This is a genomic window from Streptococcus sp. ZY19097, assembly GCF_040731245.1.
GTDB lineage: Bacteria > Bacillota > Bacilli > Lactobacillales > Streptococcaceae > Streptococcus > Streptococcus orisratti.
This window is the reverse complement of the sequence record NZ_CP160400.1, coordinates 1,317,869-1,330,886: the sequence shown is the minus strand read 5'-3', so window position 1 is coordinate 1,330,886 and position 13,018 is coordinate 1,317,869. Positions and strand designations below refer to the sequence as shown.

Genomic DNA, 13,018 nt, shown 5'->3' with positions numbered 1-13,018 from the left:
AGTAACTAATATTTAGTTCTGAAGAACTAAATTTTCAACACAACACAGGTCAAATTACTTCAATTCAAACTTAAGTTCAGTCGTAGGACGAACAAGGCCACGTTCATGCAAACTTTCAGCAATCTGAACAGAGTTCCAAGCAGCACCTTTTAGAAGGTTATCAGCAACAACCCACATGTGAATGCCTTTTTCAGCATCCAAGTCCTTGCGGATGCGACCAACAAAAGTTTCACGACGTCCCACTGCATTGATAGCTTGTGGATAGATTTGTTGACTTGGATCATCCTCTAAAATAGCACCAGGGAAGTTAGCGATAGCTTGTTTTACTTCTGGAATTGCTGCAATTTCCTTGGTTTCAATGTAAACTGATTCAGAGTGACCAGAAATAACAGGAACGCGAACACAAGTTGCTGAAACTTTGATGCTATCATCTTCCATGATTTTCTTAGTTTCATTAGTCATTTTCATTTCTTCATAGGTGTAATCATTTTCAGTGAAAACATCGATTTGAGCAAGAGCATTGAAAGCAATTGGATAATGCTTTTTGTCACCACCACATGGTAAAATTTCAGCGTGTAGTTTTTTGGGTTCAACACCATCAACCACTGCTTCGTGCAATTGTCCCAAAGTTTCATTGATAGCATTAGCACCAGCACCAGAAACTGCCTGGTATGTTGACACAATAATACGGTCAAGCCCCCATTTCTGGCGGATAGGTTCAAGTGCAATCATCATTTGGATTGTTGAACAATTTGGACAGGCAATAATTCCGTTATGGGCATCCATTGCATGTGCATTAACCTCTGGAACGATAAGCGGGACATCTGGATTTTGGCGGAAATAAGATGTGTTATCAACTACTACAGCACCAGCCTTTACTGCATAGGGAGCATATTTGGCAGAAGTTGATCCTCCAGCCGAGAAGAGAGCGATATCAACTCCTTCAAAAGCACTTTCTGTCGTTTCTTCAATAACGATTTCTTGACCGTTAACCGGAAGCGTTTTACCTGCTGAACGCTCAGACGCAAGCAATCGAACGCGATCAATTGGTAGCGTAGATTCTTCCAACATTTTAATCATTTGAGTTCCAACGGCACCGGTAGCACCAACGATAGCGACTGTGTAGCCCATTTTAATACCTCATTCTAAGAAAATAGCAGAGCTATTCTCAAAATTTTCCAAAAATTTATAATAAACCAATTATACTATTTTTTATGATAAATGAAAAGACTAAAATTACATTTGGAGCAAGAAATGCATAGGAGATAATGATATAAAGTTCTACTTGTCAAAGGTTAGAATTAACTTGAATTATTATCATTTCTTTTGTACGGTATTTGCTTATGGCATCAATTAGGTACTTTCCGATTCTTCTTTAAAAAAATTCCGAAAGGCATTATAGGTGTAATCGCACACTGCCTGATAATCGTGACGGCCTCCCTTTCTTTCACGAAAAATGATATTTTCTTCCTATTTGAATATTCTTGGAGCCTGACTAGAAAGGGAGAGGACCTGTTGTTTAAAAACTCGATAGGCAAAGTCATCAGTTCCGCTGACAGCATAAATCAGGAAATCCTGCTGTTTCTGCTCTGCTATTTTTGCAAATACTCGGGCCGGTGTTCCGACATTTCCACTCATAGGATTGAAATAGTAAAAGTAGTCCAAGGCATTTTCAAAAGTTCGCCAAGTGTTGACGGACCCCATTGAAAAACCATTGAAGGCTCGATAGCGACGAGAGTCGATCAACTCTTTTGGACTGGTTGAGGTAGCGTAAGTGCTGTATTTCTTCTCAACAGCAGGAATTTGAAAAACACCAAACCCTAAAATCGGCATTTTAACACCGTTGTTTAATACTACATGTTGCATTTGGTTCATCTCACTTTCTTTTTTCTTAAAAAACAATCTCTATCAGTCCATGGATACCATTCCTAATCATCGAATCCATTACAGAGCTCCAACAATTTTGTGAGGTAGATAGAGTTCATCAAGATAATCAATATCTTCGGCGGTCAATTCAAATCCAAAAGCACCCATGAAATCATCAAGGTATTTCTCTTTAGTAACCCCTACAATTGGACTGTGAATTCCTTTTTGCCATAGCCAAGCCAAAGCAATTTGTGAACGAGATTTTTGATATTTTTCTGCAAGGTCAGCTACACGTTCAACAATTTTTCTGTCTTCCAGTTCGGTTGAATCGTACTTAGATTTTGACACTTCATCCGTCTTACTTCGGGCAGTATCCGCAGACCAATCTCGTACAATTCGTCCAGCTGCAAGAGGGCTATATGGTACTAGAGCAACGCCAGAATCTTTGCAGAACGGAATCATTTCCCGCTCATCTTCTCGATAGAGCAGATTATAGTGGTTTTGCATTACGGAAAACTTGGTCCAGCCATTTTTTCTGCAATATACTGTGCTTTTTGGAATTGCCAAGCATACATAGCTGATGCCCCTAGGTAAAGTACTTTGCCAGAACGCACTAAGTCATTCAAGGCAGCCATCGTTTCTTCGATTGGAGTATCATAATCCCAACGGTGGATATATAAAATATCAATGTAGTCAGTTCCTAAACGCTTTAAACTTTCTTCAACTTGATGAAAGATAGCCTTACGAGACAGTTTTGTTGCATTTCTCCCATCTCCAAAGAATAACTTCGTTGCGATGACCACATCTTCACGTTTGGCAAAGTCGCGAATGGCACGTCCTAGAATTTCCTCACTAGAACCCAAGCCGTAAATATTTGCGGTGTCAAAAAAATTAATACCTTGGTCTAGGGCTTTTTTGATAATCTTACGACTATCCTCTTCTTTTAAAACCCAACCCGAATGAAATCCTCGGTCCGGATCACCAAAACTCATGCACCCTAAACACAATTTAGAAACTTCTAAACCTGTTTGACCTAATTTGGTGTACTCCATATGCTACAGTCTCTCCTTACTTTCTATTTGCTTTTGTCTCTTTTATTTATAGTATAATACCATTTAACACTTAACAAAAATCAGAAATAGCGATATAATAGTGTTATGACAAAAGAACTTACCCAAACACAAGTTGAAGAATTAAAGCAAGCCCTTAAAGATAAAAATAATGCTCCGCATCATAGAAAAATCCAGGCACTCATTCTTTATTCTGAATGCCATAATTTAACATCCGTAGCTAAATCAGTAGGTTTTGTCCATCAGACAGTCCGAAACTTATTGAATCGCTATCTAAGTGGTGGCTTAGAAGCCCTCTTAAAGGAAAATCGTGGTGGTCGCCGCCGCTCCTATATGACGCATGAGGAGGAAGAAGATTTCCTTAAAGAGCAACTCTCTTCTTCTTTGAATGGAGAATTCGTTACCGTTAACTCCCTCTTTAAAGCCTATCAAGAGAGAGTTGGGCACAAGACAACCCGAGAAGGTTTCTATGCACTCTTGAAACGTCATGGTTGGCGTAAAGTTAGCCCACGTCCCCAACATCCGAAAAAAGCAGACGCCGAAACCATTTTAGCGTCTAAAAATAAAATCTTTATTCGAGGAGAGAACGAGTAAGCGTTTTATTAATGGAAAAGAATATCAACAAGTCCGCCTTATGTATCAAGATGAGGCGGGTTTTGGGCGTATCAGTAAACTCGGTTCGTGTTGGTCTCCTAAAGGTTATCGTCCTCACGTAGCTAGTCACCATATTCGTGAGTACCGCTATTGTTATGGAGCTGTGGATGCCCATACAGGCGACTCGTTTTTCATCATAGCAGGCGGATGTAATAGTGATTGGATGAATGAATTTTTACGCCAACTATCGGCAGCTTATCCAGAAGATTATATTATTTTAGTCATGGATAATGCCATCTGGCATAAATCTCAGACCTTAAATATTCCTAAGAATATTGAATTTACCTTCATTCCACCCTACACACCTGAAATGAATCCTATTGAGCAAGTCTGGGCTGAGATTCGTAAACTTGGTTTCAAGAATAAAGTATTTAGGACCTTAAATGAGGTAATCGATAAACTTCAAGAGGTTATTCAAACCTTAACCGCTTATCAACTCAAATCAATTGTAGATAGAGACTGGACTTCCGCTATTTTTGATTTTAAATGAGTATAAAACCGCTTGTATAATAAAAATCATTGATACTACTATTCACAAATGACATACCTTTTTAGAGAAAGAAACTGCTGTTCAAACATAGCATGATTTGCGGTTAATCCATGAAGAAATAATGACCTACCCTAGGGTAGGTCAAATTTATCTGATTTCCAATAAGCTATGTTTCCTGTGGAATCAGCAATAACATTTTTTCATTAATAGTTCACCGCTTCAAATTTGTTTCACTCAATGCCAATGTCGTTATACTATTTTTAAGGCATTTTCTACATTAACTTTCTGTAGTACGTGACAGTTTCTTATAAAGTTAAAGTACACATCAACTTGGTGTTTTCTATCTTTGCCTTTATTTCCCCTATTGCTTCATGAATGGCAGAGTTTTCTATATGCTCATTATATTCGCTTATATTCAAATAAATATGATTTAAGCAATCGAACAATTTTTCAGCACAAATTTCAAATCGTCCATTTTCAAGCCTTGATAACATGGAAATAGAAAAATTTTTCCTCGGTTATCTCTCCTTTTAAAGAGATTCTTCTAGCTTTTCGTATTTTGTCCCCACTTGTCAAGTCAAGTGCAACAAGTTCATTGATAACTAGAGTTCCAGAGGTTAAGCTGTTTGGGCTAGCCCAAACAAAATATTTGCGGTTTTATACTTGTGAATTCGTCTAGGTCTGTCATTGATAGCAGAGACGTAGTGATTGAGTTCTTCTGTCGTTAGTGAGTTAAGAGAGACACCTTTTGGGAGAAACTCTCTCAAGAGACCATTGAAATTTTCATTTGTTCCTCTTTCATGAGAAGCATAAGGATGGGCAAAATAGACTTCCACACCTTTTAAGTCTGACAAGTTACTGAACTCTGAGCCGTTGTCCGATGTGATAGAGCGAATAGGGTACTGTGATAGTAAGCTCTTAACAGCCCTATTGATGGTTTCTGCTTGTTTATTAGCCAGTTTTACAGCGATGGCAAATCGTGTTTGACGCTCTACTAGGGTCATGACAACAGCTTCCCCTCTGGTCTTCTTGCCAAGCATGAGATCAATCTCCCAATGCCCAAATTCAGAACGGTCATTGATACACTCTGGACGTTCTTCAATGGATTTTCCTAAGATTATCTTCGTGGCCTTAGGCGTTACTTTAGACCGTTTTCGGATGCTTACCATCTTAGGTAAATCAATCGGTTTAACCCTCAACAGTCCGTCTTTGATGTAACGATACACTGTCTTGGTGGAAGGGATAACTTCCAGTGGATGTTTTTCTCGGTAAGTTTGAACAAAGCTATCGACACTGTGACAGCGAGGTTTCGTTTTCAGGGCTTTCTCAAGTTCCTTGAAGAAGGTCTGGGAGCAGTACGATAGTTTATGATAGGCACTTTTTCGACGATTGGTTTCATAAACACGTTGACCACTATCTGGAAAGTAAACCGTTGAGTAGATTCGTTTCCCGTTCTTATCTTGAACCTGAGAAACACTTCCTCGTTTGATTTCACGACTGATGGTTGAGCGATGACGCCCAAGCAGACGAGCAATCTCAGAGGGGTTTTTGCCCATCTTGAGATAGGCGCTGATTTCTCCGCGTTCAGAGGCTGAAAGGTGTGAATATAACGATTTTTTGGTAGAATGATTAGTGGACATGTTCATCTGCTTTCTATACTGAGTTGGGGAATTCTAGTATATCAGACGAGCATGTCTTTTTTGTTGCACTTCATTTTACAACGCGGGTTTCGTATTTTGTTAAATACTGTCCCAATTTGGAATTGGCCATTCAATTACAACCCTTAACTCTTTTTCATATATTCTAAAGCCTAGTAGTCATCAAATTAACTCATTAAAATCCCAGACTTCTGTCCATCCTTGATAAAATTCTGGTTCGTGGCAGACCATGAGGATACTGCCTTTGAATGTTTGAAGTGCTCTGCGAAGTTCATCCTTGGCATCCACATCCAAGTGGTTGGTCGGTTCATCAAGGACAAGTACATTATTCTCACGGTTCATCAGTAGACAGAAACGGACCTTTGCTTGCTCACCACCTGAAAGCACTTGAATTTGGCTTTCGATATGTTTAGAAGTTAGTCCACATCGTGCTAAAGCCGCACGCACCTCAGCTTGATTAAGGGCAGGGAAAGCATCCCAAACAGCTTCCAAAGGTGTTTGTCGATTTCCACCAGCGACCTCTTGTTCAAAGTATCCCAGTTCGATGAAGTCTCCGTGTTCTACTCCACCTTCGAGCGGTTGTATAATCCCTAGCAAGCTTTTCAGTAGTGTTGTTTTACCAATACCATTTGCTCCGATAATGGCTACTTTTTGATTACGTTCAAAGGTCAGATTAAGTGGTTTTGTCAAAGGGCTGTCATATCCAATCACAAGGTCCTTAGCTTGAAAGATAAATCTACCCGGAGTACGGCCTTCTTTAAACTCAAAGCTTGGTTTTGGTTTTTCAGCTTGAAGTTCGATGATATCCATTTTATCCAATTTTTTCTGTCGAGACATGGCCATGTTTCGAGTTGCTACACGGGCTTTGTTTCGATTGACAAAATCCTGCAAATCAGCAATTTCTTTTTGCTGACGCTCATAAGCTGCCTCCAATTGTGCTTTTTTCATGGCGTAAACCGATTGGAAATTATCATAATCACCACTATAACGCACTAAATCTTGATTTTCAACGTGATAAACGATATTGATGACATCGTTTAAAAATGGGATATCATGTGAAATGAGGACAAAGGCATTTTCGTAATTCTGAAGATAACGTTTGAGCCAAGCGATATGTTCGGCATCCAGATAGTTTGTCGGCTCATCTAGCAATAAAATATCTGGTTTTTCAAGTAATAATTTTGCTAAAAGTATCTTTGTCCGTTGTCCACCAGATAACTCTGTCACATCACTGTCCATGCCAAAATCCATAATGCCAAGAGCACGCGCTACCTCATCAATCTTGGCATCCAAAGTATAGAAATCACGGCTCTCCAGACGATCTTGAAGTTCTCCGACTTCTTCCATCAGAGCATCTACGTCCGCCCCTTCATCGGCCATGGACATGTAAATATCATTGATACGTGCCTCTGTTTTGAAAAGTTCATCAAATGCAGTACGTAAAACATCGCGAACGGTCATGCCAGCTTCAAGTACAGTATGCTGATCAAGATAGCCTGCTGTTACGTATTTTGACCACTCCACCTTGCCCTCATCAGGCTGCAGGTTGCCTGTAACGATAGACATGAAAGTTGATTTACCTTCACCATTGGCACCGACTAAACCAATATGTTCTCCTTTTAAAAGTCGAAAGGAGACATTTTCAAAAATAGCACGGTCGCCAAAACCATGACTGAGATTTTTTACTTCTAAAATCGACACAATATTACCTCTTTTTATTCACTAAAAAAGCCGTCAGAACGGCTTTTGTTTATCTTATTATGGCAAATCTTGAGACTTTTGTCAATGTGAAACATTTCTCATCTTTGATTTAATATTTTCTTGAAAATAGGGTATAAGATAGGTACAGCAATAGCTGTCGCTAATGAGGTACCAAATGTTCCGCCAATTTTGACCAAGGCTGTAAGCATCGCGGTATCAACTGGTAAATTTCCCACAATGGCATTGATTAAGCTATACTTAATGAAATTCATGATAATTTTTGCGACTGCTGCTATAATAGCAACCAAAATAATATTTGCTGTTTTATCTTGAGAATTAAGCAGTTTTTCAAAAACTAGATGAAGAATATAGCAGACAATTAGCGATTCAAGAATGGTTATCCAAACTTCTGCCGCATAACCATTCAAAATATCGAAAAGTCCAAGTCCAATAGTAGCAACCAGAGCACCAAGTTTTGAACCATAAATGAGAACTGCCAAAACTACCAAGGCATTGCCTAGATGAATAAACTGAGGCCCTACTGGTATACGTAGAAATTGAACACTGATAATGATTAAGGCAGCATAAAGACTGAGTTCAATTAGTTGACGTGTTGAGAGATTTTTCATGTTTTTCCTCCAAAAGATGACTAACGGTTGTTGTGAGAAAATTCAGATGTGATTCATACAGAAGACCATATCGTAAATCATTCTGGCACTCCAACGTTGTTTTTAAGGTTCTGTTTATAAATGTTAAGGACAGCTCTGCCATTTTTCCAAAATCAAGTTTATGAAAATAAGCTGCACCCAAAATAGCAGTTAGTAAATCACCGGTACCATAAAAATGCTCTGCAAATTTGTGAGACATATAGTAACTAATCTTGTCGTTTGAAGCATCAAAGTGAGCAAAACCAACCTCACCAGGCTTGATGGAGACTCCTGTTAAAATAATATGTTTGACTTCCAGAACGGCTAATTTTTTCAAGAGTTGCTCGATATCTTGAATGCTATATTTTTCACCGAGATAGGGGCTATTGGTCAATAAAGCCGCCTCGGTAAGATTAGGAATAATGACCTCTGCTTGATAACAGAAATGGCGCATATTTATCACAAAATTATCATCAAAACCGGAATACAAGTGTCCTTTATCTCCCATAATTGGATCAACAAAACGTCTCAATCCCATTTTTTGAGAAAAGTTTAGCAATAAATTCATCTGTTCTGAAGACTTGAAATAACCTGTTAGCAAACCATCTGGAGAATAATTGAGTTTTTCCCAAACATCAAGTATTTCTCCCATTTCCTCGGTCAAATTTTTAGCATAAACTTTTTCAAAACCACCCGTATGGGATGATAAAAGGACTGTTGGCAAGGGAATTGCCTCGATTTGACAAGCTGACAAAATTGGTAAAGCAATTGTTAAAGCGACTTTGCCAATACCAACCATGTCATTGGCGACTATTATTGTTTTTCTTGGCATAAGCTCCTTCTTCCATGGATTATTTAACTAACATCATATTTTCGAACCTGTCAATCACAACTTGTTGCAACAAGAGTTGTTTCTATTGTAAGAAAATTCAATTTATATTACAATAGAGATAATAATTAACTGTATGGGGACAGATGAATGAGCAAGTATCAAGATATTGTATCAACAATTGCTGCACAGATAAACTCTGGGCAGCTGCAAAAAGGTGATAAATTACCGTCAATTCGCTTACTCAGCCAAAAATACCAATGTAGTAAAGACACAGCACAACGTGCTCTTTTGGAACTAAAATTTCGTAATTTAGTTTATGCAGTTGAAAAGAGCGGCTATTATGTTTTAGAGAGAAAATTCAAACAAGAGAGTCCTCTAAATATCAGCTTGAGTGACTACAATAATATGGCTTTTGAAGATTTTCGACGTTGCATGGCTGAAAGTCTCGTTAACCGCGAAAATTATTTGTTCAACTACTACCACCAACATCAGGGGCTGGAGGAGTTGTTGACATCTTTGAAAAACTACCTTTCTGAAGATGCTATTTACACTAAGGAAAAAAATATTTTAGTAACTTCAGGAACCCAGCAAGCACTTTATATTTTATCTCAAATTACTTTTCCTAACCAAAAGAAAACAATTCTCTTGGAACAGCCCACCTATCATCGTATGATTGATTTGGTAAAAGCACAAAACCTACCTTTTTTAACCATCAATCGTGACTTTGAAGGATTGGATTTAAACCAATTAGAAAAACTCTTCAAAACTGGTGATATCAAGTTTTTCTATACTATTTCACGCTTTTCAAATCCACTAGGGCTGTCATATTCCAGCGTTGAAAAGCAAAAAATCATTGAATTAGCGCAACGTTACGACGTTTACATTGTTGAGGATGATTACATGGGCGACTTTGCTAAATCAAACGACCTGCCCTTACATTATTATGATACCTCAGATCATGTCATTTATCTCAAATCTTTCTCCATGACCCTCTTTCCAGCTCTCAGACTTGGAAGTTTAATCTTACCGACTGCTTTGACAGAAACTTTTCTATCCTACAAAAAAATGATGGATTATGACACCAGTCTAATCATGCAAAAAGCACTATCTCTCTATCTTGACAATGGAATGTTTACTAAAAATGTCACCTATCTTCGTCATGTTTTCCAAAAGCAAATCGAGGGCGCACAAAAAGTGCTAGATGAAACTACAATAACTTACCCCTATAACATCTTACCTCAAACTGTTATTTTAAAAATCGCAGAGCATGACCACTTGGGGGATTTGACCTATACAGATGATATTCACTTTTTAGATTACAATTACCTTTACCCAAGTCAAAAAAACTTTGTTCAATTGCAAAATAACGCAAATCTAGCCCAAAATTTACAACTTATCCTTTCCAAACAATCTTATCACAACTAAAAAACGGCTATATAATCTCTGCAGCCGTTAAATTCTATTCATTAAAATATCAGCACCCAAAGCTAAAATAGTTTTGGCATTTGCTTTTTTAGGATGCTCTGATTTTGGCATACTTTTTGTTACCTACTACGTATATTTTATTTTCCACCTCCAAAAATCATTTTGATTATTTGACCCAACCATAGCACTTCAAAATCACTTAGAATTCTTCCTTGGTCGTTGCTTAACCCACACATTCTTAATAATCCTCATATAATACTCAATGAAAATCAAAAGTAGCCTAGGAAACGAAGCCGACGATAGAACTTGAGTTCATCAAGGCAAGTTGACAACGGATAATTTTGATTTTCGAAGAGTATTAATCGTTCAAATTCTACCCATTAATCAATTTACAAGCTTTTCTAAGTCACTCAAAAAAGCACTATCTACTTATGTCATCGAAAGACAAGGAGTAGACAGTGCCTGTTTTTGTATATAGTTACTTATCACTTATGAAAATGAAACTAAGTTCCATGAGAACTGGAGACACTAGTCAACGTTAACGTATTCTTTGGCCAATTCAAGAACTTCTTCTGCTGTACCGCATTCTGTAATCGCACGGTTAGCGTATTCTTCCATTTTCTTAGTATCAAGTTTCTTCATCAAGCTACGTGTACGAAGAACTGATGTTGCTGACATTGAGAATTCATCCAAGCCAAGACCCATAAGAAGTGGAACAGCTTGTTGATCACCAGCCATTTCACCACACATACCAGCCCATTTGCCTTCTGCATGTGCAGCTTTGATAACATTAGCAATCAAACGAAGGATTGATGGGTTATATGGTTGGTAGAGGTATGATACTTGTTCGTTCATACGGTCTGCAGCCATTGTGTATTGGATAAGGTCATTTGTACCAATTGAGAAGAAATCAACTTCTTTAGCAAATTGGTCAGCAAGCATTGCTGCCGCTGGAATTTCGATCATGATACCAACTTGAATGTCATCAGCTACTGCTACACCTTCAGCAAGCAAGTTAGCTTTTTCTTCATCAAATACTTTCTTAGCTGCACGGAATTCTTTAAGAAGGGCAACCATTGGGAACATGATACGCAATTGACCATGAACTGATGCACGAAGAAGAGCACGGATTTGTGTGCGGAACATCGCATCCCCAGTCTCAGAGATAGAAATACGCAAAGCGCGGAATCCCAAGAACGGGTTCATTTCTTTCGGAAGATCGAAGTAAGGAAGTTCCTTATCTCCACCGATATCCATAGTACGAACCACAACTGGTTTGCCATTCATGCCTTCAAGTACTGCTTTATATGCTTCGTATTGTTCATCTTCAGTTGGGAAGTCTTGAGAATCCATGTAAAGGAACTCAGTACGGTAAAGACCAACTGCTTCTGCACCATTGTCATTAACACCTTCAACGTCTTTAGGTGTCCCAATGTTTGCAGCTAGTTCGAAATGTTTGCCATCAGCTGTAACTGTTTTAGCATCTTTAAGAAGAGCCCATTCAGCTTTTTGCTTCGCATAACCTTCACCAGCTGCTTTGAATTCAGCAATTTGTTCATCCGTTGGGTTGATGATAACATCACCTGTGATACCGTTAACAGCGACAACATCACCGTCTTTAACACGGCTAGTGATATCATTTGTACCCAATACCGCAGCTATCTCGAGTGTACGAGCCATGATAGCTGAGTGACTTGTACGACCACCGATATTAGTAACAAAAGCTTTAACAAATTGTTTGTTCAACTGAGCAGTATCAGATGGAGTTAGGTCATGTGCAATAACAATTGATTCTTCATCAATAGTCGCAGGATTTGGGAGTTTAACACCAAGTAAGTGAGCCAGAACACGTTTTGCCACATCGCGAATATCTGCAGCGCGTTCTTGCATATACGGATTATCTTCCATTCCCTCAAAGATAGTAATGAACATATCAGTTACTTCTTTAAGTCCTGTTTCTGCGTTTGTCTGCTTAGCACGGATAGTTTCTTTAATTTGACTAATCATTTCTGGATCAGAAAGAACCATCAAGTGAGCATCAAACACAGCAGCTGCTTCTTCGCCAAGCGTTTCCACTGCTTTCGACCGAATAACAGAAAGCTCGTCTTGCGATGCTTGTAATGCGACATCAAGGCGAGCTTCTTCTGCATTTGTATCTTCAACTGTAGTAGTTTCAAAAGACAAATCCGGTTGAACGAGTAGATATGCTTTAGCAACAGCAACGCCATCAGAGGCGGCGATTCCTTTAAGCATTTCTGTCATAATTAAGCCAATCCTTCTTTAGTCATTGTTTCTTCGATAGCAGCAAGTGCATCGTCGGCATCTGCACCTTCAGCTGAGATAGTAACATCTGCACCTTGGCCAACACCAAGACTCATAACACCCATAATTGATTTAAGGTTAACTGCTTTACCTTTATAGTCCAAAGTGATGTCTGATGCAAATTTGCTAGCTGTTTGAACAAGCAAAGTAGCTGGACGTGCGTGAATACCTGTTTCTGCAACAATGTGGAAATCTTTAGAAGCCATAATGGATTCTCCTTTTATTGTGTTATTTTTGAATTATCCTATGATAACCCTTACAATTAAAGATTATAGCACAATGAATTTTGATTTTCAATCTTTAGAACGTTTTTTCTGAAAATAATTCATGAAAAAGGGTTTACATAACAATCA

General features: G+C 38.5%; 9 protein-coding genes and 2 pseudogenes. 2 read left to right on the top strand and 9 right to left on the bottom strand.

Features of this window, described 5'->3' with window-relative positions; all coding sequences use genetic code 11:
- Positions 1–54: 54 nt before the first annotated feature.
- The 3 genes and pseudogenes from ABZ559_RS06825 to ABZ559_RS06815 all read right to left on the bottom strand — a co-directional run bounded on the left by ABZ559_RS06825 (position 55) and on the right by ABZ559_RS06815 (position 2,918).
- On the bottom strand, positions 55–1,131 hold the full coding sequence (locus tag ABZ559_RS06825; protein ID WP_367005661.1) for an aspartate-semialdehyde dehydrogenase: 1,077 nt from the start codon (positions 1,129–1,131) through the stop codon (positions 55–57).
- A 339-nt stretch (positions 1,132–1,470) separates the two neighbouring features.
- Positions 1,471–1,866 (bottom strand): hypothetical protein, encoded by a 396-nt coding sequence (locus tag ABZ559_RS06820; RefSeq protein ID WP_367005660.1) that lies wholly within the window; start codon positions 1,864–1,866, stop codon positions 1,471–1,473.
- A gap of 78 nt (positions 1,867–1,944) precedes the next feature.
- Positions 1,945–2,918 (bottom strand): annotated as a pseudogene (locus tag ABZ559_RS06815) (aldo/keto reductase).
- A 105-nt stretch (positions 2,919–3,023) separates the two neighbouring features.
- Between ABZ559_RS06815 and ABZ559_RS06810 the strand changes: the two are divergent.
- Positions 3,024–4,080: pseudogene (locus tag ABZ559_RS06810) on the top strand (IS630 family transposase).
- Between the two features lie 617 nt (positions 4,081–4,697).
- Here the strand turns inward: ABZ559_RS06810 and ABZ559_RS06805 are convergent.
- The 4 genes from ABZ559_RS06805 to ABZ559_RS06790 all read right to left on the bottom strand — a co-directional run bounded on the left by ABZ559_RS06805 (position 4,698) and on the right by ABZ559_RS06790 (position 8,918).
- Positions 4,698–5,720: an IS30 family transposase gene (locus ABZ559_RS06805; RefSeq protein WP_367005659.1), complete on the bottom strand. Its 1,023-nt coding sequence runs from the start codon at positions 5,718–5,720 to the stop codon at positions 4,698–4,700.
- 180 nt (positions 5,721–5,900) lie between these two features.
- Positions 5,901–7,439 (bottom strand): ABC-F family ATP-binding cassette domain-containing protein, encoded by a 1,539-nt coding sequence (locus tag ABZ559_RS06800; protein ID WP_367005658.1) that lies wholly within the window; start codon positions 7,437–7,439, stop codon positions 5,901–5,903.
- Positions 7,440–7,537: 98 nt separating this feature from the next.
- Positions 7,538–8,068: an ECF transporter S component gene (locus ABZ559_RS06795; RefSeq protein ID WP_321058318.1), complete on the bottom strand. Its 531-nt coding sequence runs from the start codon at positions 8,066–8,068 to the stop codon at positions 7,538–7,540.
- Entirely contained in the window at positions 8,037–8,918 is an 882-nt protein-coding gene (locus ABZ559_RS06790; protein ID WP_018376369.1) for a pyridoxamine kinase, read from the bottom strand. The genes ABZ559_RS06795 and ABZ559_RS06790 overlap by 32 nt, the downstream gene beginning before the upstream one ends.
- A gap of 147 nt (positions 8,919–9,065) precedes the next feature.
- On the opposite strand from ABZ559_RS06790, the gene ABZ559_RS06785 reads away from it, so the two are divergent.
- The gene (locus ABZ559_RS06785) at positions 9,066–10,343 is read left to right on the top strand and encodes a PLP-dependent aminotransferase family protein (RefSeq protein ID WP_367005657.1); all 1,278 of its coding nucleotides are present in this window, start codon (positions 9,066–9,068) and stop codon (positions 10,341–10,343) included.
- Positions 10,344–10,871: 528 nt separating this feature from the next.
- Here ABZ559_RS06785 and ptsP read toward each other — a convergent pair.
- Both ptsP and ABZ559_RS06775 read right to left on the bottom strand, forming a co-directional pair.
- Entirely contained in the window at positions 10,872–12,605 is a 1,734-nt protein-coding gene (gene ptsP, locus ABZ559_RS06780; RefSeq protein WP_367005656.1) for a phosphoenolpyruvate--protein phosphotransferase, read from the bottom strand.
- Positions 12,606–12,607: 2 nt separating this feature from the next.
- On the bottom strand, positions 12,608–12,871 hold the full coding sequence (locus ABZ559_RS06775; protein WP_003064009.1) for a phosphocarrier protein HPr: 264 nt from the start codon (positions 12,869–12,871) through the stop codon (positions 12,608–12,610).
- Positions 12,872–13,018: the final 147 nt, after the last annotated feature.

Bases quoted from the DNA above. Each gene is read 5' to 3' on its own strand.
- ABZ559_RS06825 (WP_367005661.1), bottom strand. From the start codon at position 1,131: ATGGGCTACACAGTCGCTATCGTTGGTGCTACCGGTGCCGTTGGAACT.
- ABZ559_RS06820 (WP_367005660.1), bottom strand. From the start codon at position 1,866: ATGCAACATGTAGTATTAAACAACGGTGTTAAAATGCCGATTTTAGGG.
- ABZ559_RS06805 (WP_367005659.1), bottom strand. From the start codon at position 5,720: ATGTCCACTAATCATTCTACCAAAAAATCGTTATATTCACACCTTTCA.
- ABZ559_RS06795 (WP_321058318.1), bottom strand. From the start codon at position 8,068: ATGAAAAATCTCTCAACACGTCAACTAATTGAACTCAGTCTTTATGCT.
- ABZ559_RS06790 (WP_018376369.1), bottom strand. From the start codon at position 8,918: ATGCCAAGAAAAACAATAATAGTCGCCAATGACATGGTTGGTATTGGC.
- ABZ559_RS06785 (WP_367005657.1), top strand. From the start codon at position 9,066: ATGAGCAAGTATCAAGATATTGTATCAACAATTGCTGCACAGATAAAC.
- ptsP (WP_367005656.1), bottom strand. From the start codon at position 12,605: ATGACAGAAATGCTTAAAGGAATCGCCGCCTCTGATGGCGTTGCTGTT.
- ABZ559_RS06775 (WP_003064009.1), bottom strand. From the start codon at position 12,871: ATGGCTTCTAAAGATTTCCACATTGTTGCAGAAACAGGTATTCACGCA.